Here is a 25,730-nt window from a genome sequence, read left to right as displayed (position 1 = left end):
GCGTCAATCCAGCGAATAGAGGTAATCGGCCACCGCGCCCGCCTGGGCGGGGGTCAGGGGGATGTCGGGCATGACCGAGCCGGGCTCGACCGATTGCGCGTGCGTGATCCAGTGCAGCATGTTGGCGCGGCTGTTGGGCAACCGCCCGGCGATCACCTGGCGCGAACCGATCCCGGCGAGGCTGGGGCCCACCTTCCCCCGCGCGGTGCCGACGCCGGGGACGGTGTGGCACGCGCCGCAGTTGGCGGCGATGGTCTGCCGGGCGAGCTCGTCCCGCGCGCCGCGCGCGCAGCCGGCCACCGCCAGCGCGCCCAGGCAGCAGGCGATCACGCCGCGCATTCGGACATCGCCAGCAGCAGCGCGAGATTGACCGCGATCAGGAACGCGAACACGGACGAGAACGCGATGCCCCACACCGCCATGAAGCGGGTGCGGCCCTGCCCGGTTTCAACGAGGCGGCGTTCCGATCCGCCTGTTTCGTCGCGCGTGCGCCGCAGCAGAACGATGCTGAGGCACAGCCCCGCCAGCGCGATCAGCAACGCCGCGATCGAGACGATCAGCGGCCAGATCTCCACGCCGGGGTGCGTAAGCAGCCGGTCGCCGGCGTCGAAACAGGAATTGCTGGTGGCCGCGAACGACACGGTCAGCTGCACCGCCCAGACCAGCGGCGCGGCCCAGACCGCGAACAGCCCTTCGTGAGCGGCCACCCGGTCGCGGTGCGGTGCGGGATGCGCCTCGCCTTCGTGCGCGCGCGTCACCGGCCCACTCCCAGGTAAGGCGAGATGTAGTAGCTGGCGAAAACCAGCAGCCAGATCGCATCGACGAAGTGCCAGTAAACGATCCCGTTGGAGACCGGCAGCAGCCGCAGCGGCGAGAAATAGCCCCGCCAGGTCCACACCCACAGAGCCGCCAGGATAGCCAACCCGGCGACGACGTGCGCCAGGTGGAAACCGGTGGTGACGAAATAGAGCGCGCCGTAACTGCTGGTGGCTATGCCGAACGTCTTGGCCTTCCATTCGAAAACCTGAACGATCACGAAGACCGTTCCCATCACGATCGCCAGGCCCACGCCAAGCAAGGCCTGGCCGCGATCGTCCTTGCGGGTCCCGCGTTCGCCCCACCACGCCGCCACACTCGATGCCATGAGCAGTATCGTATCGGGCAGCGACAAGGTCAGGCTGGGATGCGGTTCCAGCACCCAGCCCGGCGGGTTCGTGGCGGCGAGGTAATAATAGGCGAACAGCAAATAGGCGAACAGCGCCGCCTCCGCCGCCACCAGCATGACCATGCCGTTCCAGCCAATGCCGTACCCGCCCACCGGGCCGATCGGCAGGCTGCCGGGGCGCGCAACGACCCGCTCAGCCACGTTCGCTCTCCCGGCGCGCGGGCTCACGCTCCAGCAGCTTGAGGCGGGGCAGGTTCCACGCCAACAAGGCCAGCGCCGCGCCCAGGCCGGCCAGCCCGACCAGCCACCACCCATGAAACAGCAGGCCCACGAACAGCAGCGTCACCGCCGCCGTCAGCCAGAACGGCGCCATCGTATCCTCGGGCATCTTGAGGATCCGGTCAGGCTCTCCATCGAGGATCGAGACGGCGAGCGCCTCCTTGCCATCTTCCAGCGTCATCCCTTCGTCGAGGGCGGAACGAAATTCGCTTTCGTCCAGCATGTCCTCCCACAACGGGTGACGCGTGGCGACCGTGGGAATGACGGCGAAGTTGTACGGCGGCGGGGGTGACGGCGTCGACCATTCCAGCGTCGGGCCGCCCCACGGGTCGGCTCCAGCGGACTCCCCGCTGCGGCGGGACTTCCATACGTTCCAGAAGAACATCAGCACGCCGACGGCGAACACGAAGCTGAAGACCGTGGTGATCATGTTGAGCGTGGATACGCCCATGCTGGCGTCGTAAGTGTAGATCCGCCGCGGCATCCCGCGCAGCCCGGTCAGGTGCATCGGCAGGAACGCGCCGTTGAAGCCGATGAACATGGTCCAGAAGTTCCACCGGCCCAGCCGCTCGTCCATCAGGCGGCCGGTCATCTTGGGAAACCACATGTACGTGGCGCCGCAGACCGGGAATACGTTGATCCCGATCAGCACGTAATGGATGTGCGCGACCACGAAATAGGTGTCGGTCAACTGCCAGTCGGCGGGCACGCTGGCCGTCATGAAGCCAGATACCCCGCCGATCACGAACAGCAGGATCATGCTGGCAAAGAACTTGAACGCGGTGGTGTAGACCGGCCGGCCCAGCCAGATCGTCGACAGCCAGGCGAACACCGCGATCGCGCTGGGAACGGTGATGACGATCGACGCGCCGGAAAAGAACGCCAGGCCCAGCCCCGGCAGGCCGGTGGCGAACATGTGGTGGACCCAGACCCCGAAGCCCAGCAGCATCGTCGCCACGGTGGACAACGCGACCAGCGTATAGCCGACCAGCGGCGTGCGGGTGAACGTGGGCAGCCCGTCCGATGCCATGCCCATCGCGGGCAGCACGATCGCATAGACCCACGGGTGCCCGAACAGCCAGAACAGGTGCTGCCACAGCAGCGGCTGCCCCCCGCCGGTGGCGGTGAAAAAGCTGGTGCCGAAATTGCGGTCGAGCCACAGCATGAAGAACGCCAGGCTGACCGCGGGGATCACCACCAGGTTGGCCGCGCTGGCGGTCAGCGTGCCCCAGACCATGATCGGCAACCGGTTGATCGACATCCCCGGCGCCCGGCAGCGCGCCGCGGTGACCAGGAAGTTAGCCGACCCCACGCTGGTCGAAATGCCGAGGAACACCATTCCCAGGGCGTAGAGGTCCTGGTTGATCCCGGGATTGAAGGCGCGTTCCGAATAGGGCGCGTAATTGAACCAGCCGTCGTTGGGCCCCACGCCTAATAGCGGCCCGGCGTAAAGGAACGCGGCGGCGGCCAGGTAAATCCAGTAGCTGAGCGCATTCATGCGCGGGAACGCCATGTCTCGCGCGCCCAGCCAGAGCGGAAAGAAGTAGTTCGAAAAGCCCGACAGGACCGGCCCGGCGTACAGGAAGATCATCGTCATCCCGTGAATCGAGAACAGCTCGTTGTACTTCTGCGCCGACATGACGTGCAGGTTGGGCGCGGCCAGTTGCAGTCGCATGTGCAGCGCCCCCAGCCCGCCCAGCGCCAGCATGATGAACGCGGTGACGATATAGCGCTTGCCGATTTCCTTGTGATCGACAGTGGCAAACCAGCCGTAGAGACCCGGTTTGCTTTCCCAGATCTTTTGCAGCCGCTCGCGCAGCGCGTCGTCCGCGAAGGCGATGCGCGGCGTGCGCGCAATCCGCGTGTCCGTTGCCGGCAGCGGCCCTTCGGGCGCGGCGACGCGGCCCGGGCCGCTCACTTGAGCGTCTCCAGGTACGAAACGAGGGCCTGGAGGTCCTGGCCGTTCAATTGTTGGGGGGGCATCATCGCGCCGGGCTTCGATCCGGCCGGATCCTCGATCCAGCCGGCCAGCGAGCCACGGGTGTTGGGGAGGGTGCCTGCGGCGATCTGCCGGCGGCTCATCAAATGGGTAAGATCGGGGCCGACCGTTGCGCCGGCTTCTGTACCGCGGACCGTATGGCACAGCGAACAGCGGTATTCGACCAGGGCAAGGCCGCGTGCCTGCCCTGCGGTGTGCGGCGGCGGCGCGGTCTGCAACTGCCCGCGGCGCCATTCGGCAAACCGATCCGGCGCGTCGGCAACCACCTGGAAGGCCATGTGGGCGTGCTGCAGCCCGCAGTATTCGCTGCACTGGCCGCGATAGACGCCGGGCGCATCGGCCTCCATCCAGGCCAGGTTTACCTGGCCAGGGATGACATCGGTCTTGCCGGTCAGCTTGGGCACCCAGAAACTGTGGATCACGTCGCCGCCATGAAGACGCAGCAGGACCCTGGCGCCGACCGGGATGTGAATCTCGTTGGCGGTGGTAAACCGTTCTTCCGGGATCGAACCGTTGTAATCGGCCTGCCACCACCACTGGTGCGCGGTCACGTCGATCTCCAGCTGCGGCCGGCGCGGCATATGCGCAACCTGCCCCAGCGCCGTCATGGTCCAGCCGAGCGCAACGACCAGCAGCACGATCGTTACGGCCAGGCCGCCGTAGATCAGCCTGGTGCCGCCCCGGCTGCGGCTGACTGTAGCGCCTGCAGGCACCGCAAGGCTTGGCCGCCATACGGCCTTGAGCAGGAGGCTGCCGACCACCAGGCACACCGCGATCGACACGATCAGGAGGAACCAGGTCAGCGGCACCGTGGCGCCCGCGCGCGCACCAGCGCTGTCCAGAAAGCCGAGCGGCGGTCCGCTCATGCCGCCGCGCCCCGAGGCTCGGCCAGCGCGTGGGCCGTCGTCCGCAAGGCCAGCCACAGGAACAGCGCCCCGCCCGGCACCCACATCAAGGTGCCGCCAAGTTGCTGGTCCGCCAGCGGCGTCAGCCCCCAGTCCGCGGTCGTCGTCAGGTGCCACCAGAACAGCGGGCGCCCGGCCAGCGCCAGCACGGCGCCCAGCAGCGCCATCTGCATCGACGCCGCCGTCCCTGCCGCGATCAGCGTCAGCGGCCGGTTCCGAACCGACAGCAGTTCGCGCCACAGGGCGACTGCGCTGACGAACAGCGTGACGTGCATGGACCAGTAGACCGGCACCGATTGCAAGGTCGCGGTGTAAGGGGCCGGTAGATGCCAGATCCACAGAAACGCAGCGAACACCGCCGTTACCGGCCACAGCCAGCGCGAACCTGCCGGGCCCGGCAACGCTGCTGCTACAAGCGGCGCACCGACCAGGATCATCACCATGTGCTGCGCCACCCGCGCCGAGAACAGCGATACCGACAGCGCGCAGAGCGGTGACACCAGCGCCAGCGCGGTAACGGCCCACCCCGCCATCGCCGAAGCGCGCAGCCGGGCGGGAGCCACCTTCCAGTGCGCCGCCGCCAGCATCGCCAGCCCGGCCAGCAGGACGGGATCAAGGTTCCAGCGCAGCCACAGGCTGCCCGGTACGGGCGGGGCGCCGCAATAAGGGAGAATCAAGACTGATCTCCTTGCCTGCTGTCTCCCACCCGGCGCTTTTGTGAACGTCGCGCGGGCCAGGTGTCAACACCTCGCGCGGCCAAAATTGGCCGCTCACGCGGTAGCCGGGCCGTCGGGCAACCGCGCTTGCAGCGAAGAGACGCACGCCCGACGCGGCTGACAAGCGGTCGGAACGATTGCCACCGAACCGCATTGGAAAATGGCAACCACCGCTTCGAAAGGAGACTACCGATGGCCGAATTTAGCGACGCGATTGCCCTGCTCAAGGCCGACCACCGCGAGGTCGAGGACTTGTTCGAGAAGTTCGAGAGGGCCGGCAGCGGCGCCAAGCAGGCGATTGCCGAGAAGATCTGCAACGCCCTCAAGATCCACGCCCAGATCGAGGAGGAAATCTTCTACCCGGCCTTCCGCGGCAAGGTCGAGGACGACACGCTGGATGAAGCCTATGTCGAGCATGACGGCGCCAAAGTCCTCATCAACGACATCATGGCTGGCAACGCCGACGACGATTTCTACGACGCGAAGGTCACCGTGCTGTCCGAAGACATCAAGCACCACGTCCACGAGGAGGAGATGCCGTCCGAGGGGATGTTCGCGCAGTGCCGCGAGACCGACGTCGATCTTGTCGCGCTGCGCGACGCGATGCTGGCGCGCAAGGCGGAATTGCAGGCCCAGGCCGATGCCGGGGGCTTGCCGCCCGCGCAGCTGGCTGCCATCAAGGCCGTTGCCGGCTGAGGTCGCACAATGAAGAAAGCATCGCGGTTCAAGGCTGCCGGTTACCTCACCTCCACGCTTAGCGTTGGGCTGTTGGCGGTACCCGCCTTCAAGACGGCGCTTGAACAACCGGTTTTGGCGGTGGCGCTTATCGCCGGCATGGTAACGTCGATCACCGGCATGTTCCTGCGCTGGCGATCACACCGGATCGAGCAAGGCCAATGAACTGCATCGCGCTGGTCGAAGCCGAACAAGCGCTCGATTCCGGGCGGGTCATCGCGCGCGCAGCGATTGGCCACTCCGAACTGACGGCCATTCATCATGAAGCCGATCTCTGGGTCAGCCTTGGCCCCGCCAAGCGCAAATGCGGGCTGGCGTGGCGCGCCCCGCTTTTTTCTCCTCAATGCAAAATAAACCGCGTTGACAGCGACGACCATCTGCTGGTGTTCGAAGCGACCAGCGAGTTGGGCCGGCACCGCATCACGATCGACCGCGATCCCGCCGAAGCGTGCCTGCTGACGCTCGAAGTGGTGTTCAAGCCAAGCGAGAAGCTCCACGTTCCCTTCCTGCCGCGCGATCTGGTCGTTCTGGGCAGCGCGGCCGGCGCGGCAAAGGGAAAGATCGACGCACAGCAGCGCCGGCTCAACACTGGCCTGTGCTACTTCGACGTGGACGAGCCGGACCTGGGCAAGGTCCTCTACGTCCAGGATTTCACGCGCCTCAACGCCTATTTTCGCGCTACCGGCACCGATCCGGAAAACGCGGTCGGCGGCCTGTGGCCCGAGGTTGGCTACCTGGCCCCGACGCGGCCCGACGATGCCAGCAAGGCACTGCCGGCAGGCCAGGCGATCTGCCTCAACCGCGCGTTCATCCTCATTCGCCGCTTTCCGCGCGCGAGCGAAGAAGCGTCGGCATGGCAATTCCTCGACATGCTGGGCGCGATCTATCAGCGGCTCGATCATCCCGAACCCGACCAGCGAGACTGGATTGATCGGGGCAAGCGCACCTTGCAGGACCTTCGCCGCAGCCCGAAAGCGCGGACCCGGCATTTCGGCGAAGTCTATTTTCACCCTTACACCGCCGCCGAATATCCCGATTCGATGGTCCAGCTGTCGATCCTGGCCGCGGTCCACGAATGGGGCCGGTGGCAGGGCCGGCGCGATCCGCTGGAACGCCAGATCGCGCGCGGAATCGGCCGCTTCCGCGACGCCGAACTGGCAACGCTGCGCCGCTACCTGCCCGACGTCGGTGCCGACAAGGATGCCGATGCGGTCGACAGCTGGTACTTGTACCGTCCCCTTGCCAGCCTCGCCGACCTGGCAATCGACGGCGAAGAATGGGCGCGGGAGTTATTTTTCGCGGTCGTCGACTTCGGCATCCGGGCTGCGCGCCACTTTGCCTACAAGTGGCCGATCCAGTTCAAGATCGATACCTTCAAGGTCATAACCCCGGTGGCCGCAGACGACCTGGGCCAGACGGACGTTGGCGGAATGTATGCCTGGGTCATGCTGCAGGCTTACGAGTTGAGCGGCGAGCAGCGCTTCGTCGACGAGGCACGCGCCGCCATCGACGCCGCCAAGGGCATGCGGTTCCACCTCAACTACCAGGCTAACCTGACGGCGTGGGGCGCGGCCGCGTGCATGCGGCTGTGGCGGATGACCGGAAAAAAGGATTACCTCGGCCAGAGCTACGTCTACCTGGCCAGCTTCTTCCACAATTCGCAGATGTGGCGAAGCCGGATCGCACTGGCCGAACATTACAGCAATTTCATGGCCGTAACCTGCCTGCAGGACGCGCCGTACATGGCGATCTACGAATGTTTCGACAGTTTCGCGGCGTTCGAGCGCTACCTCGACCTAGGCGGGCCCGACCTGATCCCGGCGGCCAAGCTGCTCGTCAACGAATACTGCCGCTATGCGCTGGACCGGGCGTGGTATTACTACCCCGACGCGCTGCCGCCGGATGCCCTGGCGACCGAGAACCGCAATGGCCATATTGACCGGGCACTGTCGTTCCCGCTCGAGGACTTGTACCCCGATGGCCAGCCCGCCGGCCAGGTCGGGCAGGAAATCTACGGTTCGGGCGCCGCGATGGTATTCGCCACGCGCGCGTTCCACCGGCTGGAGGGCACACCGCTGCTGCTGTTCTGCGATCACTTCGTCCGGGCACTGACGCACCCGAACGAAGGCGCCGCCTCGTTCGTCCTCGATGGATCCCCCGGCGTCACCGCGCGGATCGCGTTGTCGGGACCGGCATCAGCCAGGCGCGCGGCCGTCCTTCGCGATGCCTGCGGCGCCACGATCAAGCCCGAAAAAGCGCCGCCGGGTTTGCGTGAAATCCGCTTCAAAGTGCCGGCCCAGGGCCATTACACGCTCGGCTTCTGATCCCCGCATCAAAGGCGCGCACGACCGCCCGGCTGTCAACGGGCCCAGTAAAGCCGTTCCGGATTGTCCACCAGCAGCTTGCGTTGCAGTTCTCCCGTCGGCGCGATGCGAGGGATCATATCGACCAGGTGCCCGTCGTCCGGGCGGTTGTCCTGCATGTTGGGATGCGGCCAGTCGGTGCCCCAGACGCAGCGATCCGGGTAATCGGCCACCAGCGGCGCAACCGCGGCGGCGAAGGCGTCCCAGGGATCGCCCGCGGGGTCGAGCCGGTCGGGACAGGTCGCCTTGAACCAGATCTCGTCGCGGCTGTCGAGCAAGGTCCGCAAGGCGCGCATGTCCGCGCCGCCCGGCCCATGCGTAACGTCGGGACGGCCCATGTGATCGATCAGGACCGGAACCGGGATCGCGTCGATGAAGGGGCGCAGCTCGGCCAGGATGTCGGCTTCGAAATAGATCACGACGTGCCACCCTGCCGGCAGTCTGCGACTGACGTCGAGGAATTTGTCCTTGGGTGCGTCGTCGACCAGTCGCTTGAGGAAGTTGAAGCGGATGCCCCGGATGCCGCCGCGGTCCAGCGCGTCGAGCTCGGCCTCCGAAACCCCCGGATCGACCACGGCGACGCCCCGCGCCGTGTCGTTGGAACGGGCAATCGCATCCAGGGTCGCGGCATTGTCTGTACCGTGACAACTCGCCTGGACAATAACGCTGCGCGAAAAGCCCAGGCGGTCGCGCAGCGCGAACAGCGCTTCCGGCCCGGCGTCGGCAGGCAGGTACTTGGCCTTGGCGCTGAACGGGAACGAGGCCATCGGGCCGAAGACATGGCAATGTGCGTCGATCGCGCCGGGCGGCGGCACGAAGCGCGGCCGGGACGGTTCGGACAGCCAGGAAACGATGCGATCAGGCATGGATGACCCCGTCCATCAGCTTGCGGGCAGTGCGCAGCAAGGCGGCGCTGACGACCTGCCCGGCAGCATCGGTTTCGAGCACGCAGCTCATCTCGCCCGACGCGTGCTCGACGCTGAGCGACTTGCGCGCACCGCCGGGTATGACCGCGACCTCTGCAGCCGGCGAACACATGGCAAGAAGATGGTGGCCACGCCCAAGGCGCAGGAGATCGAGCCAAGCGTGGCGGCGGCGATCCGCAACCTTCGCACGCTGATGTCGTCCGGGGCGGGCTTCGATCCGGCGACAAGCCGGCGCCGCTTTCGCATCGCCGCGTCGGACTACATCGTAACCGTGCTGATCGCGCCGCTGCTCGAAATCCTCGAACACGAAGCGGCCGGCGTGCAGATCGACATCTTCATGCCCGACGCGGCCGCCGCCGAGCGGCTGGCCAACGGTGACATCGATCTTCTGATCACGCTCGAACAATTCCTCAGCCCGGCCCACCCCCGCGAACCGCTGTTCGCGGAACGACATGTCGTGGTCGGCTGGTCGGGCAATCCGGTCATGCAGCGTCCGCTGACGATGGCGACCTTCCTGGAGAGCCGTCACATCGCGGTTCAGATCGCCGGCAACGATGCCTTTATCGAGACCATCTTGCGCGAAGCCGGGGTCGAGCGCCGGATCGAGGTGCGGGTGCCGTCCTTCATCCAGGTGCCGTGGTTGCTGCCGGGCACTCGCCGCCTGGCGATGATGCACGAACGGCTGGCAAGGGTCATGGGTCCGCGGCTTTCGCTGTTGAGGGTGGAGCCGCCGATCGACCTGCCGGCCATGACCGAGATGATGCAGTTCCACGCTACCCGCGCCAACGACGCGGGCCTGGCGTGGTTGAAGCGAAAGCTCGTTACCCTGGCGGCCCAACCGCAGGGCGCCTGACCCCCGTGTCGCCGTCAGGCGGCCAGCACGGCGCGGTCGGCCGGCGTCATCGTCCAACTGGCGGCAAACAGGCCGCCGGGCCCGAACAAGGCGTCGGCGAACGCGGCGCGGTCGAGCGTCTGTGCCAGCGCCGCCAGCTCCTCAGCGCGCGGATCGTCGACCGGGCCGTTGGCGCCGCGCAGGTGGTCCAGCCAGGCGCCCAGTGCCCGCAGCAGGGCCGGACAGGCGCGGCCTTGCGCCTGATTGTCGGCCAGGGTCGCCAGCCAGCGCTGGGGGATCTTCTGGCTGCCGTCCATGGCGATCTGGATCAGGCGGTGGTGGAGCGCGGGGTTGCCGAAGCGCTCCACCAGCGCCCGGGCATAGGCCGCCAAGTCCTGGCCCGGTGCCGGGTTCAGCGTGGGGGCCGCCTCGCGCAGCATGAGGTCCGTTATCAGCGTCCCCAGCTCCGGGTCGGCGACGGCCTCGTGGACGAACGTGTAGCCCTTGCGCAGGCCGAGATAGGCAAGCGCCGAGTGCGCGCCGTTGAGCATCCGCAGCTTGGCGTTTTCATAGGGGGACACATCGCCGACCAGTTCGGCGCCGACGCGCTCCCAGCCCGGGCGCGGCCCGGCGAAGCGGTCCTCGATCACCCATTGGCTGAACGGCTCGGTCACCACCGCGGCTTCGTCGCGCAGGCCGCCGAGCGCGTCGGTCAGCGCGGCGCGATCCTTGTCGGTCGTGGCCGGAACGATCCGGTCGATCATCGTCGCCGGACACGTGCAGGCACTGTCGAACCAGCCGCGCAGGGCCGGATCGTGGCGGTCGAGGTACTCCTGCATCAGCGCTTCGAGACGGCGCCCGTTGTCGGCCAGGTTGTCGCAGCTGAGCAGCGTCAGGCCAGGCAGGCCAGCGTCATGGCGGCGGCGCAGGCCCGCCGCCACGAAGCGATAGAGGCTGCCCGAGCCTGCCAGCGCCGGATCGAGCGAGCCGTCGGCAGCGCGGCAGTATCCTTTTTCGGTGACGGTGAAGCTTACGATGCGGGTCTGGCGCGCGGCGACTGCGGCGATCACCGCGTCCGGGTCGGCCGCGGCCACCAGCACGCGCTGCACCGCGCCGATCACGCGGGTTCGGTCGCCGCCGGCATCGCGCTCGGTCACGGTGTAGAGGCCATCCTGTGGGTTCATCTGCTCGCCGACCCCGGGTGAACGCAGCGACACGCCGACGATGGCCCAGCCCTCGTCCCCGCCGTCCATCGCCCGGTCGGTGTACCAGGCCTGGTGCGCGCGGTGGAACGCGCCGATGCCGAAGTGGACGATGCCCGCAGCCTGCGCGCGCCGGTCGTAGGCGAACCGCTCGGCCGCTTCTGGCACTTGCGGCAGCGTCCCCTCGCAAAGCCTCACAGCTTGTAGGCCTGCTTGACCAGGTCATAGGCCAGCGCACGCGCGACCTCCGCGGCTTCCCAGTCTTCGATCCGGTGCTCGGCGACCAGCTCGGCCAGGAAGCCGCAATCGATCCGGCGGGCCAGGTCGTGGCGGGCCGGGATGGACAGGAACGCCCGGGTGTCGTCGTTGAAGCCGACGGTATTGTAGAACCCGGCCGTCTCGGTCGTCATGCGGCGGAAGCGGCGCATGCCTTCGGGGCTGTCGTGGAACCACCACGCGGGGCCTAGGCGCAGGCAGGGATAGTGCCCGGCCAGCGGAGCCAGCTCGCGCGCATAGCTCGATTCGTCCAGCGTGAAGAGGATCAGCGTGAAATCGCGCGCGTTCCCGAAGCGGTCGAGCAGCGGCTTGAGCGCGTGGACGTAATCGGTCCGCGTCGGGATGTCGGCACCCTTGTCGCGTCCGAACCGCTCGAACACCGCGGCGTTGTGATTGCGGAACGAGCCGGGGTGCAGCTGCATGACCAGTCCGTCGTCCAAGCTCATCGCCGCCATCTCGGTCAGCATCTGGGCGCGGAACAGTTCGGCCTCGGCGGCGCTGACCGGGCCGGCGGCGACGCGCGCGAACAGGGCCTCGGCCTCCGCAGGCGGCAAGTCTGCCGTCAGCGCGGTCGGATGGCCGTGATCGGTGCTGGTCGCGCCCATCGACTTGAAGAAGGCGCGGCGCTTGCGGTGCGCGGCCAGGTAGCCGTGCCAGCTCGCGGTATCCTCGCCCGTCAGCTCGGCAAGGCGCGCAAGGTTGGCGCCGAAGCCCTCGAACTCCGGGTCGACGACCGGGTCGGGCCGATAGGCCGTCACCACCCGCCCGCCCCAGCCGCTGGCGCGGATCGCCTGGTGGTGTTCGAGGTTGTCCAGCGGGCTCTCGGTGGTGGCGATGACCTCGATCCCGAAGCGTTCGAACAGCGCGCGGGGGCGGAAGGCATCGGTGGCCAGCGCGGCGGTGATCGTGTCGAAGTAGCGGTCGGCGGTGTCGGCGCCCAGCAGCACGTCGATCCCGAATGCCTCGGCAAAGACCCAGTCGAGCCAGAAGCGCGACGGGGTGCCGCGGAACAGGTGATAGCGCTCCGCGAACAGGCGCCACGCCTCGCGCGGGTCCGCGGCCGGGTTGCGCACGCCCAGCGCCTCGATCGGCACGCCTTGCGAATAGAGCATCCGGAACACGTAGTGATCGGGCACGAGCAACAAGTCGGTGGCATTCCCGAACGAGGCGTTGCCAGCGAACCACGACGGATCGGTGTGGCCGTGCGGGCTCACGATCGGCAGGTCCTTCACCTCGGCATACAGCGCGCGGGCGATGCCGCGCACGTTCGTATCGGCGGGAAACATGCGGTCGGGGTGCAGGGTCAGCGGACGGGGCATCAGGCGTTCGGCTCTTTCTGGTGGCGCAGCAGCGACCACAGCACCGCAGCACCGATGATGTCCAGCGCTGCGAGGGCGACGAACAGGGGATTATAACCGATCACATCCGCGCTCTTTCCGATCAGCAGCGTAAACAGCATCCCGCCGATCCATGCGATGCTGCCCGCCATGCCGCTGGCGGTTCCCACGGCGCGCTTGTCGAACAGGTCGGAGCACAGCGTGATGAGCGCACCGTTGAGCATCTGGTGAGCGAAGCCGCCGACGCAGAACAGCGCGATCGCCAGGTAGGGCGACCCGACCAGGCCGATGCAGGCCGGCCCGGCCATGCACAGCGCCCCAGGTCCTCGATCGTGTCAGTCATCATCCTTGAACGCATGACGCCGCCATTTGGCCGCCGCGCGGGGCTTCTTGATCGAGCCAATCCGCGCATCGATCGACCGCGCCTTTGGTTTGGACCCGTTCCGCCCCGCCGTCTAAGCCGGTGCCGACAAAGACGATCGGGAAAGGGCGAGAAGATGGATCCGCGGGACATGGCACGGCAACTGGGCGGCGGTCTGCTGTCGTTCCCCGTCACGCATTTTCATGCCGACGGCAATTTCGCCGAAGATCGCTATCGCGCGCATTGTGCCTGGATGCTGGAGCACGATCTGGCCGGCCTGTTCGCCGCCGGCGGCACGGGCGAGTTCTTTTCGCTCACCCCGGGCGAGGTTGACACTGTTGTACGGGCCGCTGTGGCCGAAACGAACGGCAAGGTGCCCGTCATCTCGGGGTGCGGCTACGGCACCGCGATTGCGGTCGGGATCGCCCGCGATGCCGAGGCCGCGGGCGCCGATGGCCTGCTGCTGCTGCCGCCGTACCTGGTCAACTCGACCCAGGAAGGCCTGGCCGCGCACATCGAGGCGGTCTGCCGCGCGACCGGCAAGGGCGTGATCGTCTATAATCGCGACAAAGCCGTCGTCACCGATGAGACCCTGGCCCGCCTGTGCGAGCGCAACTCCAACCTGGTCGGCTACAAGGACGGGATCGGCGACATCGAGCTGATGACCCGCATCTACGCCCGCATGGGCGACCGGCTGACCTATATCGGCGGCCTTCCCACTGCCGAGACGTTCGCCGTGCCGTACCTGACCATGGGCGTGACGACGTACTCGTCGGCGATCTTCAACTTCATCCCCGAATGGGCGCTGGCCTTTTACAAGGCGGTGCGGGCCGATGATCGCGCCGAAGTGCTCAAGCAATTGCGCGATTTCGTGCTGCCGTACATCGCGCTGCGAAACCGCTCGGCAGGCTACGCCGTTTCGATCGTCAAGGCCGGCTGCACGGTCGTGGGCCGCGATGCCGGGCCGGTGCGATCGCCGCTGACGTCGATGACCGAGGCCGAGCATGCCGAGCTGCGCACGCTTGTCGAACGGGTTGCGCCCAGGGCCCTCGCTGCCGCGGCCTGACCGGTCTAGGCTGGCGCCATGTTCGAACTCAGCCAGCTCCGCTGCTTCGTCGCCGCCGCCGAAGAACTCCATTTCGGGCGCGCGGCGCAGCGACTCAACATGACGCAGTCGCCGCTCAGCCGCCAGATCCAGCTGCTCGAGCGGATCCTCGACGTCACCCTGCTTGAACGCACCAGCCGCAACGTGGCGCTGACACCGGCAGGGCGAGTCTTCCTGATCGAGGCGCGCCGCATCGTGCGGCTGGCGGAAAGCGCGCAGCTGTCCGCGCGCCGGGTCGCCAAGGGCGATGCCGGGAAAGTGGCGATCGGGTTTACGGCGGTTTCGGGCTATTCGCTGATACCGCAGATCGTGGCAGCGGCGCGCGCGGCGCTTCCCAACATAGAGCTTGAGCTGCGTGAAATGGTCACGGGCGAGCAGGTCGACGCGCTGCTGACCGGGCTCATCGACATCGGCTTCGTCCGCCCGCCGATCGCGCGCAGCGAATTCGACACCGCCCTGATGCTGACGGAGAGCCTGGTCGTCGCGCTGCCCGCCGGCGACGACCTGCAATCGCGCGCGGCGCTGGAACCCGCCGACCTCGATGGCCGGCTGCTGGTCATGTACGCGCGCCACGGCGCGGGCTACTTCCACGATATGCTGGTTCGCCTGTTCGACGAAGCTGCCGCGGCGCCGCAGTTCGTTCAGCACGTAACCCAGATCCACTCGATGCTGGGCCTGGTGCGGGCCGGGCTGGCCGCGGCCATCGTCCCCCAGTCGGCCACCGGGCTGCACCCCGACGATATTCAGTTTCGCCAGTTCACCACCGTGCCCGAGCGTCCGGTCGAACTTCATGCCGCGTGGCGGCGCGACAACACCAACCCGGCGCTCGAACCGATGCGCCGCCTGTGCCTGGAATCCATTGCGGCATGACCGTGCAGCGCGCGGTCCTGGCCGGCATCCGTCGACGCGGTCCGCTCCGGCCCCGCCCTGCCCCCGATCGCGCCGGACGTGCCCGCCGACTGTACCCTTAAAAGTCCCACGGGAACGACAACGTCGGCCGGTTGGCATAACGCGTCATCGCCAGGACCAGCTTTGCTCCCGAACGCGGCGCCAGCCGCAAGGTAAGGTCGCGCCCGCCAACCGGACGGTGCCGGCCATCGATTTCGACCGCGTCGATCCGGTGTTCGCCGTAAGCGCCGCCGCGAACCACCACGCTGCAGTTGACCGGGCCGGTATTGACCACGGTTACGGCCGTGCTGCGATCGCCGAGCGCGGTCACCAGGACGGCGATATCCTCGGGCACACCGGCACGGCGCCGAACCGGATCGAACCAGCGCAGCCGGCTGTGCAGCGGCACTCCGCCCTGCGGCGGGCTTGTGGGCGACCATGGCGGGCGGGCAATGTGCAGGCCGCCGGTCATTGTCTGGACCAGCGCATTGGCGCTCGCGGGATTGAAATCGAGCGTATAGTCGGCAAGCCTGGTCTGCGCGGTCGAGGTATCGCCGCGGCGCGCCGCGTCGCGCGCAGCGACTTGCGCCAGGTCGGCTTGGAGGACCTGCTCGGCATAACCGGGGTTGCGACCTTCCAGGAAATCGAGCCAGGGATGGTCGCCGGCCGCGGCGCGGTCGGCGGGATCCTGCGTCGCGTACCAGATCTCGAAACCGTTGGTACGATAGGGCCCGTCCTTCCAGCCGTACCAACCTTGCGGACCGTGCATTGTCGGGGCTTGAAGCTTGCCGTCCACGCTGCGTGCCGCGGCGTTGATGGCCGCGTTCTGGCGCCGCCACAGCTTCGCGAATTCCATGTCGCCGCTTAACACCAGGCCGCCCAGGAATGCCGTGATCGAACGCGGCACGCGGTTGCGATATTCGCGCAGGCCGGTCTGGGGGACGATCGGCGCGAAATTCCAGCCGTAGACACCGCTCCACCAGTCCGGCGCGGTTCGGCCGTCAAGACCGATCCGGCTGGGCAGGATGTTCCCGTTGGCGCCGGCGCGCTCCGCCCAGGCCCCCAGGTAGTCGAGGACCCAGGTTCTAAACCGGTCGCCAAGCCCCAGTGCGTAGGCGTTGAGGCCGAGCGTCGTCGACTGGAGGTTGAGTGGATTGTCGCCGACGACATCGGTGTATTCGGCATAGTGCGCCAGGAACTGCGCGTAGTTGTCTTCGCCGTGCTCGAGCTTGAAAGGCCGGGCGTCGAACGGATCGCCCGCCCAGTCGAGGGGGGTGGCGGCGCGCAGCATCGGGCCGCGGCTGCCGTTAAGCAGGCTGCGGATGATGCGGTGCTTGGGATCGTAGTTCCCGGTCGATGGATCGCGACCGGTGTAGAAATCGGCAAACCGCCGCGTGCGCAAGTGCAGGCGCGGATCGTGCGGCGCGCTCAGGCCCATGACGTTGAAGGTGGTGAGCCCCTCGGCGTTGTGCTGCCAATCCATTTGGACGGGGAATTCGCGGAAATACATGCCGTGGCGCGCAATCGGAACCTCGATCGTGCGGGCACGGGTGTACTGGCGCAGGTGGCCTTCCCAGTAGCGTTGCGACAGGGTCAGCAAGCGGTCCGATCCGCCCAGAGCGTGGATCAGGACCCAATCATTCGTGAACTCGGCCGCATCGTCGGGGCCGTCGTTGGCGCCCCAGCGGGCGAAGCATCGCAGTTCGTCACCGGCGCCGGTGTACTGGGCGTAATACGCCTCGCAAGCGGCCAGGTTCGCCGCCAGCAGGCGCCGTTGAAGCAGCGCCCAAGGCGGCGCCGCCATGGGTGTGGTGATGGTGACGGGCGCAGTCGCCGCCCGGGCAAGTGCCGGGCTTGCGGCAAGCGCGGCGCCGCCCGCCAGGAGCTGGCGCCGGGTCGGCTTCACAGCGGCAGCTCCAGACGGCGCAGGGGCCCGACGACCAGCGTGTAAGCCGCTATCGTCACCAGGCAGTGGAGCGCGACGAACGCGAGCGCGAAGTCGAACGAGCCAGTCGCCGCGACGATAACGCCGACCACGATCGGGGTGACGATCCCGGCCGCGTTTCCGAACATGTTGAAAACCCCGCCTGACAGTCCCGCAAGCCGCTTTGGCGCGACATCCGCCATCACCGCCCAGCCGAGCGAGGCGATGCCCTTGCCGAAGAACGCCAGGCTCATGACCGCGATGACCAGGACTTGCGAATCGATCCACACGCAGCCCAGGATCGCCGTTGCCAGCAGCATCCCTGCGACCAGCGGCAGCTTGCGCGCCCGGTCGAGGGTGCCGCCGCGAGCCAGGATGCGATCGGACCAGAACCCGCCGATCAGCCCGCCGAGGAACCCCGCCATCGCCGGAATTGCCGCCGCGAAGCCTGCCTCCATGATGTTGAGGCCGCGGTCCTTGACCAGGTAGATGGGGAACCAGGTGACGAAGAAATACGTCAGCACGTTGATGCAGTATTGCCCCAGGTAGATGCCCAGCATCATCCGGCTCGTCAGCAGCAGGCGCACGTTCGGCCAGGTGAAGCCCGGCGTCTTGTCCTGGACCGTTTCCATGGTCACTTCGCCGCCGCCGTCGCGGATCAGCGCCAGCTCGGCGTCATTGATGGCCGGGTGGCGATCAGGCCCGTGGATGAACAGGGCGAAGATCGCCGCCGCGGCGATGCCGATCGCTCCCATCGCCCAGAATACCGATCGCCAGCCGAAATCGTGGACCAGCCAGCCCATCAGCGGCGCAAAGGCGACCAGCGAGAAGTACTGTGCGCTGTTGAAGATGGCCGAAGCGGTGCCTCGCTCGCGGGTTGGAAACCAGGCCGCGACCAGGCGGGCATTGCCCGGGAACGACGGCGCTTCGGCCAGCCCGACCAGAAAGCGCAGCGCGAACAGCGTCGCCACCGCGTTGAGCCCGGCGATCAGTCCGACCAACCCCTGCGAGGCCGTGAACAGCGACCACACCGCGATGGCGCCGGCATAGATCGTCTTGGTCCCGAACCGGTCGAGCAGCGCACCGCCGGGAATCTGCGCCAGCGTATAGGCCCAGGCGAAGGCGGAGAGGATGAACCCGGTCTGCACCGCGCCCATGCCAAGCTCGGCACTGGCGGCGCTGCCGGCGATCGAGAACGTGGCGCGATCGGCGTAATTGAGCGTGGTGATGAGGAAAATCAGTGCGATGATGCGATAGCGCACCCTGGTCGGCTTCGGGCCGGTCTGCATCGCCTGTCCTCTCGTTGCCCGCGGCCTATCCGGCCGTCGCTTCACTGCCTGACTAGCCTGTGCGCCGTGGCGGGTCCAAGACCAAGAGCGGCATGATCGAGCCAAGACGTGGCTCGATCGATGCCGGATTACCGGGATGCACGCGCGATCGGTGCAGCGGCTGCATCGATCGATGCCGTATTGAGGTTGGCCTTGGCCGGAGCGGCAGGTCTAGTCGGCTGAACACTGACACCGGTGCAGCCGGGATAGAGGGGACCTGACGATGACCATTTCCGTATTCCCGCCGTTCAAGGCCATGCTTGCCGTCGGCGTTGCGGCCTCGGCCCTGGCCGCGATGCCGGCGCTGGCGCAGGACGCGCCGCCCGCCGATCCCGCCCCCGCCTCGCAGGACAGCGCCGACCAGCCTGGTATCGTCGTCACCGGCTTTCGCCAGAGCCTGACCAGCGCGCTAGCGATCAAGCGCAACAACACCGCCGCGATCGACGCCATCAAGGCCGAGGACATCGCCGAGTTTCCCGACCTCAACCTGGCCGAATCGCTGCAGCGTATTCCCGGCGTGGCCATCAGCCGCGTCAACGGCGAAGGGCGCAGCATATCGGTGCGCGGCCTCGGCCCCGAATACACCCGCGTCCGCGTCAACGGCATGGAAGCCATCGGGACCACTGGCGGCACCGACAATTCGGGCGGCGTCAACCGCGGCCGCGGTTTCGACTTCAACATCTTCTCATCTGACCTGTTCAGCAACCTGGCGGTGCGCAAGACCGCGACCGCCGACGTCGAGGAAGGTTCGCTGGGCGCCACGGTCGACCTGACGATTACCCGCCCGTTCGACTTCAAGAAGCCGACCGCCACCTTCTCGGTCCAGGGCAGCTACAACGACCTTGCCCGAAAGGTTACGCCCCGGCTGTCTGGCCTGGTCTCGACGACGACGGCAGACGGCCGCTTCGGCGCGCTGCTGTCGATCAGCTATGAGGAACGCCGCCTGATCGAAGAGGGCGCGAACATCACGCGCTGGACCTACGGCGGCTTCAACGGCGGGTTCAACGCTGCCTCGACGCTGCCGGGCTACACGATCGCGCAGATCAACAACACCAACCCGGACACCGCGCTGTTCCACCCGCGCATTCCCGGCCTGGTCAGCTACGACATCAACCAGAAGCGGCTGGGCGCTGCCGGGTCGCTGCAGTTCCGCCCCACCGACAGCACGCTGATCTCGCTCGATGGGCTCTATTCCCGGCTCGACGGGACGCGCAGGGAAGCGCAGTTCCAGGCGATCGGCTTCAGCCGCTCGGGTACCGGCAAGCCGCAGTCGATCATCCGCACCGGCGTGGTCGACGCCGATAACAACATCATCAGCGGCACGTTCGACGCGGTTGACCTGCGCGTCCAGTCGCGGTTCGACCGGCTGGTGACGGATTTTTACGAAGTGACCGCCAATCTCGAGCAAAAGCTGGGCGACAAGCTGCGCTTCGTCGGGCTGGCGGGCTATTCCAATTCGGCGTTCCGCAACCCGGTGCAGACCACGGTCACGCTCGATGCCGCCAACACCAACGGCTTCAAGTATGATTTCAGCACCCGCTTCCCGTTGATCTCGCCCGGCGTCGACATTTCGAACCCGGCCACTTTCGCCTTCAACAACGGCACATCGGAAGTCCGCATCCGGCCTCAGACGGTGGACAATACCTTCAAGACCGCCAAGGGATTCCTCGAATTCACCGCCAGCGACGCGGTGAAGGTCAAGGCCGGGCTCGACTGGCGCAAGTTCTTCTACAATTCGACCGAGCATCGCCGCCTTTCCGGCGAAACCGTGGTCCAGACGTTGACCCCGGCGCAGATCGCCGCCGCCGTCACGCAGTTCACCGGCTTTGGCCGCGGCCTGAACGTGCCGGCCGGCACGCCGACCGGCTGGGTCATCCCCGACCTCGACAAGTTCGCCGCGCTCTACGGCATCTATTCGAACCCGCTCTACGCAACCGGCGGGATCGAGAACGCCAGCGCGCGCGGATCGTTCGTGACGGTGACCGAGCGCGACCTGGGCGCCTGGGGCATGACAGAATTCAACCTCAGGGACGCCGGTGTACCGGTGCGCGGCGACTTCGGCGTGCGCTGGGTCCGCACGAAGCAGGATTCCAGCGGCTATGCCAGCCAGGGCAGCACCATCAACCTGGTGACCGCGCAGCGCACGTACGACAACTGGCTGCCGTCCGGGAACCTGGTGTTCGACGTCAGGGACAACCTGCTGGTGCGCCTGGCCGCGGCCAAGACGCTGGCGCGTGCCGGCATCTCGTCAATCGCGCCGGGCGGCAACCTCAGCGTCTCGGGCGGCAACCGCGCTTTCAGCTCGGGCAACCCCGACCTGATGCCGACCAAGTCGACCAACTTCGACGCTTCGATCGAGTGGTATCCGACGCGCGGCGCCATCTATTCGCTGGCCGGCTTCTACAAGGACATCGGCTCATTCGTGCAGACGCTCAGCGTATCGGTCCCGTTTGCAGACCTGGGCCTGCCGGCATCGCTGCTGGCAGGGACGACCGCGTCGCCGACCGATGTCTTCATCGTCAGCCAGCCGGTCAATTCGGACGGCGGCAAGCTCAAGGGCTTTGAAGTCAACATCCAGCAGCCGTTCGGTTTCCTGGGCGAAGGGCTGTCGAACTTCGGGGTGCTGGCGAACTTCACCTACGTCGATTCCAACATCAAGTACCTGACCGCCGCCAACGGCAGCACCTTCACCGTCGCGCCGCTGGTCGGCCTGTCCAAGTACGCGGCCAACGGCACGCTTTATTACGAGGACAGCAAGCTGTCGGTGCGCGGCTCCGTCGCATACCGCTCACGTTACCTGACCGCGGTGCCGGGCACCGAAGGCAACGCCTACAACGGCACCAACAAGACCATCAACGTCGATGCGCAGATCTCGTACACGGTCTCAGACCACCTCAAGTTCAGCCTTGAGGGCATCAACCTGACCGACGCCAAGAACGACCAGTTCGTGGACGAGACCAACCGCCTGAACGTGCTGACCCACAGCGGCCGGCAGTTCAACTTCGGGGCCAAGTTCACGTTCTGACGAAACCCTCCTCCACTCTCGCCGCCGAAAGGCGGCACCCGCGTCCGGGCTTCTTCCCTCGCCCGGGCGCGGGTTTCTTGTTTCAAGGAACCCCGCAGTGACCGGCAGTGCGATCGACGGCAGTATTCTGATCGGCGGACGCGATGTGCGCACCGCCGCGACCTTCCGCGCGATCGCGGCGGCAAGCGGCGAGCCGATCGGGCCGCCAGTCAGCGAAGCGGACCAGGACCACGTCGATGCCGCCTGCGCGCTGGCCAACAGCGCCAGCGCGGCGTTCGCGGCGCTGGCGCCGAGCGAGCGCGCCGCGTTTCTGGAAGCCGCCGGCGAAGCGATCCTGGCGATCGGCGATGACCTGATCGTCACCGCGATGGCCGAAAGCGGCCTGCCGCGCGCGCGGCTCGAAGGCGAGCGGGTGCGCACGGTGAACCAGTTGGGGATGTTCGCGGCCGAAGTGCGCCGCGGGCGCTGGCTCGACGCGGTGATCGATCCCGCGCTGCCTGACCGGACGCCGCCGCGGCCCGACATCAGGCGCATGAACGTGCCGCTGGGACCGGTCGCGGTGTTCGGCGCGTCGAACTTTCCGCTCGCCTTCTCGGTTGCCGGCGGTGACACCGCGGCGGCATTTGCGGCCGGGTGCCCGGTCGTTTTCAAGGGCCATCCGGCGCATCCAGGTACCGGCGAGCGGGTTGCGCGGGCCCTGCGCGGCGCGGTGGCGGCAAAAGGGTTGCCCGAAGGGGTATTCTCTTACTTACCCGGGCGCGGCAACGCGCTTGGCGCGGCGCTGGTCACCGATCCGCGGATCAAGGCAGTAGGTTTCACCGGGTCGCGCGGCGGCGGGTTGGCGCTGGTCGCCCTCGCGACCGCGCGCCCCGAACCGATCCCGGTCTATGCCGAAATGTCGAGTATCAATCCGGTGGTCGTCCTCCCCCGCGCGCTGGCGGCTCGAGGCGCCGCGCTGGGGACTGCGTTTGTCGGGTCGTTAACGCTCGGTGCGGGGCAGTTCTGTACCAATCCGGGCCTGGTCCTGGTGATAGGCGACGACGGATTGGATGCCTTCCTGGGCGCAGCAGCCGCCGCCCTCCAGGACGCGCCGGCAGCAACGATGCTGACGCCGGCTATCCGCGATGCCTATCTGAGCGGCGTCGCCAGGCTCGAAGCCAGCGCGGCAACGCGCGCGGCCTCAGGCGCTCCAGCGGATGAAAACTGCGTCCCTGCGGCGCTGTTTACGACCGATGCCGATCACTTCCTTGCCGACGCCGCGCTCGGTCATGAAGTCTTCGGGGCGAGTTCGCTCGTCGTGCGATGTGCCAGTCGCTCCCAACTTGAGCGGGTCATCGGCGCGCTTGAAGGCCAGCTCACCGCGACGATCCACCATGAACCCGGCGATGCCGCCGACGCAGCGGCGATTTTGCCGCTCCTGGCAGCGCGGGCCGGACGGCTCTTGGCAAATGGTTGGCCGACTGGCGTCGAAGTGGCGCCCGCCATGGTCCACGGCGGCCCCTTCCCGGCGACGTCGGACGGACGCAGCTCATCGGTAGGAACGCTGGCAATGCGGCGGTTTCTTCGCCCGGTCGCTTACCAGGACTTCGATCAGGCGCTCCTGCCGGCGCCGCTGCGCGACGAAAATCCGTGGTCGGTCCCGCAAATCCGCGGCGAATAGTCCGCGTTGCAAGCGCCGTCGACGAGCCCTGACTGCTTCCTTCCCGGGCTGACACGGCGCGCTGGACTCTCCATTCTGACCAAAGCCGGGACTTGCGCAGATGGCAGGAAGCGTCATCACGCTCATGTGTGATGACCGACAAGCGCTCCGCCGCGCCGAACCGGGCCTGGCGCCGGACCTCCATGACACAGGGCCGCAGTGGAAATGGATGAATTCGAACTCGCGATCGGCGCCTTGAAGGCCAAGTTCCTGATACGCCTGGAGGCGGAGCGCGACGACCTCGTTGCCGCGAAGCGCGGCCCCGACAGGGCTGCGCTGCACGACATGGCTCATCGGATGGCCGGGAGCGCGGGGGTGTTTGGCTTTCCACGGTTGAGCCAGCAGGCGGCCGCCCTGCAGAAGGCCGTGCGCGACGACGGCGCCCGGCATGACCCCACGATGGAGATCGACAGGCTGCTGGCCGAGATTGATGCCGCGTTGGAAAGGCGATGATTTCGTCGAAACTTAATCGATTGCTTGCTATCGCACCGTGATGACCACGCTCCTGCTTGCCGAAGATGATCCGCTGACTCTCGCTGGAATCAAGGCGCTCCTCGCCGGATCGGAGTTCGCCGTGGTGGCCGCGGTCTCGAGCGGGCGGCTGGCGCTGGAGGAATTGCCCTCCAAGCGGCCGGATATCCTTGTCCTCGATTTCGAAATGCCGGAGCGTAGCGGGCTCGACGTGCTGCGGATCTTGCGTGAACGCGGCGACAAGCGCCCCGTCGTTCTACTCACCGGGAGCATGTCCGATCGCAAGGTCTATGAGGCTTTGCAGCTGGGCGTGAACGGACTGGTGGTCAAGGCGACGGCGCCGCAGAACCTGCTGACCTGCCTGGCTTGCGTGGCCGAGGGCAAACGCTGGATCGACCACGACGTGCTGCAACGGGTCATGGAGCTGAGCCTCAATCCCGAATCGCAAGGTCCGCTCGACAAGCTCAGCAGGCGCGAGCGATCGGTGGTGGGACTGGTCCTGCAGGGACTGAAGAACCGCGAGATCGCGGACGAACTTGGCATCGGTGAGGGTACCATAAAGGTTCACCTTCACAATATATTTGAAAAGATGGGCGTTTCGAGCCGCATGGAACTCGCATTCGCTGCTGCCAAGGCGGTCAATTAACGCCTCGAGCCACCGGGAACCGGCGCGCTTCGGACCCGCTGTATATCGATAGATATAGCCGCTCTTATGACGGTCGTTGATGCACTTCTTGCGAGTGGTGCAATTGTTCGAATGTGTCCTCCCTGCGAAATGCTGTTTCACCAGTTTTTCAGTCAGCACCATTCGCAAACAGGGGAATTCGACCATGACCAAGACCATCATTTCCACCTTGATCGCCACTTCGGCTCTGATCGCGACCCCGGCTCTGGCCGCCACCGGCGACGTTACCGGCACGATCAACGTGACCGGCACCGTCGGCGCCCGCTGCTCGGTCATCGCCCCGGGCGGCACGGTCGAGAACCAGGCCTACACCGGCACGATCGACCTCAAGCGCCTCGACGCTGCCGACGGCACGCTGCGTTCGACCCTGGCCGGTGCGGCAACCGCCGCCGACGGCATCAAGGTCAACGCCCGCATCGTCTGCACCTCGGCCAACCCGACGGTGGGCGTCAGCGCAACGAAGCTCAACACCGGCGGGGCCACCGATCCGGGTGCCGGCTACTCGAACGACATCGACTACACCGCGCAGATCAAGGTCAAGGCCGCTTCGGGCGCGTACAAGACCGTGACCTACTCGACCCTGACGGACACGACCGCGAAGACTGCCGCCCTGGGCGAACGCATTGCCGGCGGCTCGGCCGACAATGTCGAAGTCAGCATCTACAACCTGGCTTCTGAAGCCGGCGCCACCAGCCTGCTCGCCTCGGGCAGCTACACCAGCACCGTCACCGTGACGATCCAACCGACCGTCTAGTCCCATGGACGGAAGGCGCGGGGTTGAGGGCCGACGAACCCCTCAACCCCGCAATTTTTTTGCCCAGCGCGCCCGCTCGAAGGACTTTTCCCGGTGGCAGCCACACTGCGTTTCCTCATAATGTGCGTGGCAGCCGTGCTTTGCGGCGGGGTCGCCCAGGTTGCCTATGCCGACACCGCGGGAACGGTCTATGCAGGCGGGTCGCCGCTGGTTCTGACGATACCGGTCACCGCATCGGTCGGTGGCAGCTGCGGCTTCGCCGACGCCGGCGCCCCGACCGGCACGTTCGCCAAGGACGATTTCGATCGTCTCGGTTTCTCGAACGATTTCGCCTTCCGGCTCAACTGCACCGGCCCGGCCCGCGTGGCGGTGATCTCGGCCAACGGCGGCCTTGCCGCCTCAGCCGACGCGCCAAGCGGGTATGTCAACCGCGCTGCCTATAGCGTCGAGCTCAAGCTGGTCGCCTCAGACGGCACGACTGCGCAGGCCAGCTGCGATGCGTCGGCCCTGACCAGCGGCGGTGCCTGCTCGTTCGCAGGCACTGCCAGCCTGACCCAGGGCCTGCGCCTTGGCGCGGCATCGACTAACGTAACCGGGTCCTACCTGCGCGTCAGCGCCCCGGCGTACATCGGATCCGGCACGATGGTGGCAGGCACGTACACCGATACCCTCACGGTCACGGTCAGCCCGGCGCTTTAGTTTTCATAAGTTCAACCATTTGCGGCATAGGCGTCAGCCTGAACCGTGGGAGAGAC

The 25,730-nt window shown here is 67.0% G+C and carries 24 protein-coding genes and 1 pseudogene; 12 read left to right on the top strand and 13 right to left on the bottom strand.

From position 1 onward, the window contains the following. Positions 1 to 3: 3 nt before the first annotated feature. From ACOYW6_RS13145 to ACOYW6_RS13120, 6 genes are read right to left on the bottom strand one after another with little or no spacing between them, the layout of a single operon-like run. Complete coding sequence (locus tag ACOYW6_RS13145; RefSeq protein WP_423141752.1) at positions 4 to 339, bottom strand: c-type cytochrome; 336 nt, start codon at positions 337 to 339, stop codon at positions 4 to 6. Further along, the gene (locus tag ACOYW6_RS13140; protein WP_423141751.1) at positions 327 to 758 is read right to left on the bottom strand and encodes a hypothetical protein; all 432 of its coding nucleotides are present in this window, start codon (positions 756 to 758) and stop codon (positions 327 to 329) included. Before ACOYW6_RS13140 ends, ACOYW6_RS13145 begins: the two co-directional genes overlap by 13 nt. Then, a complete protein-coding gene (locus tag ACOYW6_RS13135; protein ID WP_423141750.1) occupies positions 755 to 1,366 on the bottom strand; it encodes a cytochrome c oxidase subunit 3 in 612 nt (203 codons plus the stop codon). Before ACOYW6_RS13135 ends, ACOYW6_RS13140 begins: the two co-directional genes overlap by 4 nt. Further along, positions 1,359 to 3,362 carry a cytochrome c oxidase subunit I gene (locus ACOYW6_RS13130; RefSeq protein ID WP_423141749.1) on the bottom strand — a complete coding sequence of 668 codons (2,004 nt, stop codon included), beginning with the start codon at positions 3,360 to 3,362 and terminating at the stop codon, positions 1,359 to 1,361. Before ACOYW6_RS13130 ends, ACOYW6_RS13135 begins: the two co-directional genes overlap by 8 nt. Next, complete coding sequence (coxB, locus tag ACOYW6_RS13125) at positions 3,359 to 4,309, bottom strand: cytochrome c oxidase subunit II (protein WP_423141748.1); 951 nt, start codon at positions 4,307 to 4,309, stop codon at positions 3,359 to 3,361. The genes ACOYW6_RS13130 and coxB overlap by 4 nt, the downstream gene beginning before the upstream one ends. Continuing rightward, positions 4,306 to 5,025 (bottom strand): cytochrome c oxidase assembly protein, encoded by a 720-nt coding sequence (locus ACOYW6_RS13120; RefSeq protein ID WP_423141747.1) that lies wholly within the window; start codon positions 5,023 to 5,025, stop codon positions 4,306 to 4,308. Before ACOYW6_RS13120 ends, coxB begins: the two co-directional genes overlap by 4 nt. A 231-nt stretch (positions 5,026 to 5,256) precedes the next feature. On the opposite strand from ACOYW6_RS13120, the gene ACOYW6_RS13115 reads away from it, so the two are divergent. From ACOYW6_RS13115 to ACOYW6_RS13105, 3 genes are read left to right on the top strand one after another with little or no spacing between them, the layout of a single operon-like run. Next, positions 5,257 to 5,760, top strand: a complete 504-nt coding sequence (locus ACOYW6_RS13115) for a hemerythrin domain-containing protein (RefSeq protein ID WP_423141746.1) — start codon at positions 5,257 to 5,259, stop codon at positions 5,758 to 5,760. 9 nt (positions 5,761 to 5,769) lie between these two features. After that, positions 5,770 to 5,964: a hypothetical protein gene (locus tag ACOYW6_RS13110; protein WP_423141745.1), complete on the top strand. Its 195-nt coding sequence runs from the start codon at positions 5,770 to 5,772 to the stop codon at positions 5,962 to 5,964. Next, a complete protein-coding gene (locus ACOYW6_RS13105) occupies positions 5,961 to 8,123 on the top strand; it encodes a hypothetical protein (protein ID WP_423141744.1) in 2,163 nt (720 codons plus the stop codon). The genes ACOYW6_RS13110 and ACOYW6_RS13105 overlap by 4 nt, the downstream gene beginning before the upstream one ends. A gap of 35 nt (positions 8,124 to 8,158) precedes the next feature. Here the strand turns inward: ACOYW6_RS13105 and ACOYW6_RS13100 are convergent, their stop codons facing one another. Continuing rightward, the gene (locus ACOYW6_RS13100) at positions 8,159 to 9,028 is read right to left on the bottom strand and encodes an amidohydrolase family protein (RefSeq protein ID WP_423141743.1); all 870 of its coding nucleotides are present in this window, start codon (positions 9,026 to 9,028) and stop codon (positions 8,159 to 8,161) included. Beyond that, positions 9,021 to 9,194, bottom strand: a pseudogene (locus ACOYW6_RS13095) (4-oxalomesaconate tautomerase); the annotation flags it as partial. The pseudogene ACOYW6_RS13095 and the gene ACOYW6_RS13100, both read right to left, overlap by 8 nt. Before the next feature lie 15 nt (positions 9,195 to 9,209). Here ACOYW6_RS13095 and ACOYW6_RS13090 point away from each other — a divergent pair. Then, positions 9,210 to 9,941 (top strand): LysR substrate-binding domain-containing protein, encoded by a 732-nt coding sequence (locus ACOYW6_RS13090; RefSeq protein WP_423141742.1) that lies wholly within the window; start codon positions 9,210 to 9,212, stop codon positions 9,939 to 9,941. 14 nt (positions 9,942 to 9,955) lie between these two features. Here the strand turns inward: ACOYW6_RS13090 and ACOYW6_RS13085 are convergent, their stop codons facing one another. The 3 genes from ACOYW6_RS13085 to ACOYW6_RS13075 are packed head-to-tail and all read right to left on the bottom strand — an operon-like array spanning position 9,956 to position 13,043. Further along, complete coding sequence (locus ACOYW6_RS13085) at positions 9,956 to 11,320, bottom strand: mannitol dehydrogenase family protein (protein ID WP_423141741.1); 1,365 nt, start codon at positions 11,318 to 11,320, stop codon at positions 9,956 to 9,958. Further along, a complete protein-coding gene (uxaC, locus tag ACOYW6_RS13080; protein WP_423141740.1) occupies positions 11,317 to 12,717 on the bottom strand; it encodes a glucuronate isomerase in 1,401 nt (466 codons plus the stop codon). Before uxaC ends, ACOYW6_RS13085 begins: the two co-directional genes overlap by 4 nt. After that, complete coding sequence (locus ACOYW6_RS13075; protein WP_423141739.1) at positions 12,717 to 13,043, bottom strand: MFS transporter; 327 nt, start codon at positions 13,041 to 13,043, stop codon at positions 12,717 to 12,719. The genes uxaC and ACOYW6_RS13075 overlap by 1 nt, the downstream gene beginning before the upstream one ends. Before the next feature lie 189 nt (positions 13,044 to 13,232). Here ACOYW6_RS13075 and kdgD point away from each other — a divergent pair, with 189 nt between their 5' ends. Both kdgD and ACOYW6_RS13065 read left to right on the top strand, forming a co-directional pair. Continuing rightward, the gene (gene kdgD, locus ACOYW6_RS13070; RefSeq protein ID WP_423141738.1) at positions 13,233 to 14,162 is read left to right on the top strand and encodes a 5-dehydro-4-deoxyglucarate dehydratase; all 930 of its coding nucleotides are present in this window, start codon (positions 13,233 to 13,235) and stop codon (positions 14,160 to 14,162) included. Between the two features lie 18 nt (positions 14,163 to 14,180). Continuing rightward, positions 14,181 to 15,071, top strand: coding sequence for a LysR substrate-binding domain-containing protein (locus ACOYW6_RS13065; RefSeq protein WP_423141737.1), 891 nt, complete (start codon positions 14,181 to 14,183; stop codon positions 15,069 to 15,071). Between the two features lie 97 nt (positions 15,072 to 15,168). On the opposite strand, the gene ACOYW6_RS13060 is transcribed toward ACOYW6_RS13065, so the two are convergent. Next, positions 15,169 to 16,995, bottom strand: coding sequence for a hypothetical protein (locus ACOYW6_RS13060; RefSeq protein ID WP_423141736.1), 1,827 nt, complete (start codon positions 16,993 to 16,995; stop codon positions 15,169 to 15,171). Beyond that, entirely contained in the window at positions 16,992 to 18,302 is a 1,311-nt protein-coding gene (locus tag ACOYW6_RS13055) for an MFS transporter (RefSeq protein ID WP_423141735.1), read from the bottom strand. Before ACOYW6_RS13055 ends, ACOYW6_RS13060 begins: the two co-directional genes overlap by 4 nt. Before the next feature lie 262 nt (positions 18,303 to 18,564). Here ACOYW6_RS13055 and ACOYW6_RS13050 point away from each other — a divergent pair, with 262 nt between their 5' ends. From ACOYW6_RS13050 to ACOYW6_RS13025, 6 genes are all read left to right on the top strand, one after another. Further along, positions 18,565 to 21,366, top strand: coding sequence for a TonB-dependent receptor (locus ACOYW6_RS13050; protein ID WP_423141734.1), 2,802 nt, complete (start codon positions 18,565 to 18,567; stop codon positions 21,364 to 21,366). A 97-nt stretch (positions 21,367 to 21,463) separates the two neighbouring features. Further along, positions 21,464 to 23,026 (top strand): aldehyde dehydrogenase (NADP(+)), encoded by a 1,563-nt coding sequence (locus tag ACOYW6_RS13045; protein WP_423141733.1) that lies wholly within the window; start codon positions 21,464 to 21,466, stop codon positions 23,024 to 23,026. 204 nt (positions 23,027 to 23,230) lie between these two features. Then, on the top strand, positions 23,231 to 23,518 hold the full coding sequence (locus ACOYW6_RS13040; protein ID WP_423141732.1) for an Hpt domain-containing protein: 288 nt from the start codon (positions 23,231 to 23,233) through the stop codon (positions 23,516 to 23,518). A 40-nt stretch (positions 23,519 to 23,558) separates the two neighbouring features. After that, positions 23,559 to 24,182, top strand: coding sequence for a response regulator (locus ACOYW6_RS13035; RefSeq protein ID WP_423141731.1), 624 nt, complete (start codon positions 23,559 to 23,561; stop codon positions 24,180 to 24,182). Positions 24,183 to 24,366: 184 nt separating this feature from the next. Continuing rightward, complete coding sequence (locus ACOYW6_RS13030; RefSeq protein WP_423141730.1) at positions 24,367 to 24,975, top strand: hypothetical protein; 609 nt, start codon at positions 24,367 to 24,369, stop codon at positions 24,973 to 24,975. Between the two features lie 93 nt (positions 24,976 to 25,068). Beyond that, positions 25,069 to 25,674 (top strand): hypothetical protein, encoded by a 606-nt coding sequence (locus tag ACOYW6_RS13025; RefSeq protein WP_423141729.1) that lies wholly within the window; start codon positions 25,069 to 25,071, stop codon positions 25,672 to 25,674. Positions 25,675 to 25,730: the final 56 nt, after the last annotated feature.

This window comes from Parablastomonas sp. CN1-191, assembly GCF_049354825.1.
Lineage (GTDB): Bacteria > Pseudomonadota > Alphaproteobacteria > Sphingomonadales > Sphingomonadaceae > Novosphingobium.
This window is presented reverse-complemented; position numbering and strand designations above follow the sequence as displayed.

Excerpts from the sequence above, each read along its gene's own strand:
- ACOYW6_RS13145 (WP_423141752.1), bottom strand. The coding sequence starts at position 339 with ATGCGCGGCGTGATCGCCTGCTGCCTGGGCGCGCTGGCGGTGGCCGGC.
- coxB (WP_423141748.1), bottom strand. The coding sequence starts at position 4,309 with ATGAGCGGACCGCCGCTCGGCTTTCTGGACAGCGCTGGTGCGCGCGCG.
- ACOYW6_RS13115 (WP_423141746.1), top strand. The coding sequence starts at position 5,257 with ATGGCCGAATTTAGCGACGCGATTGCCCTGCTCAAGGCCGACCACCGC.
- ACOYW6_RS13110 (WP_423141745.1), top strand. The coding sequence starts at position 5,770 with ATGAAGAAAGCATCGCGGTTCAAGGCTGCCGGTTACCTCACCTCCACG.
- ACOYW6_RS13105 (WP_423141744.1), top strand. The coding sequence starts at position 5,961 with ATGAACTGCATCGCGCTGGTCGAAGCCGAACAAGCGCTCGATTCCGGG.
- ACOYW6_RS13100 (WP_423141743.1), bottom strand. The coding sequence starts at position 9,028 with ATGCCTGATCGCATCGTTTCCTGGCTGTCCGAACCGTCCCGGCCGCGC.
- ACOYW6_RS13090 (WP_423141742.1), top strand. The coding sequence starts at position 9,210 with ATGGTGGCCACGCCCAAGGCGCAGGAGATCGAGCCAAGCGTGGCGGCG.
- uxaC (WP_423141740.1), bottom strand. The coding sequence starts at position 12,717 with ATGCCCCGTCCGCTGACCCTGCACCCCGACCGCATGTTTCCCGCCGAT.
- ACOYW6_RS13075 (WP_423141739.1), bottom strand. The coding sequence starts at position 13,043 with ATGGCCGGGCCGGCCTGCATCGGCCTGGTCGGGTCGCCCTACCTGGCG.
- kdgD (WP_423141738.1), top strand. The coding sequence starts at position 13,233 with ATGGATCCGCGGGACATGGCACGGCAACTGGGCGGCGGTCTGCTGTCG.
- ACOYW6_RS13065 (WP_423141737.1), top strand. The coding sequence starts at position 14,181 with ATGTTCGAACTCAGCCAGCTCCGCTGCTTCGTCGCCGCCGCCGAAGAA.
- ACOYW6_RS13055 (WP_423141735.1), bottom strand. The coding sequence starts at position 18,302 with ATGCAGACCGGCCCGAAGCCGACCAGGGTGCGCTATCGCATCATCGCA.
- ACOYW6_RS13050 (WP_423141734.1), top strand. The coding sequence starts at position 18,565 with ATGACCATTTCCGTATTCCCGCCGTTCAAGGCCATGCTTGCCGTCGGC.
- ACOYW6_RS13040 (WP_423141732.1), top strand. The coding sequence starts at position 23,231 with ATGGATGAATTCGAACTCGCGATCGGCGCCTTGAAGGCCAAGTTCCTG.
- ACOYW6_RS13035 (WP_423141731.1), top strand. The coding sequence starts at position 23,559 with ATGACCACGCTCCTGCTTGCCGAAGATGATCCGCTGACTCTCGCTGGA.
- ACOYW6_RS13030 (WP_423141730.1), top strand. The coding sequence starts at position 24,367 with ATGACCAAGACCATCATTTCCACCTTGATCGCCACTTCGGCTCTGATC.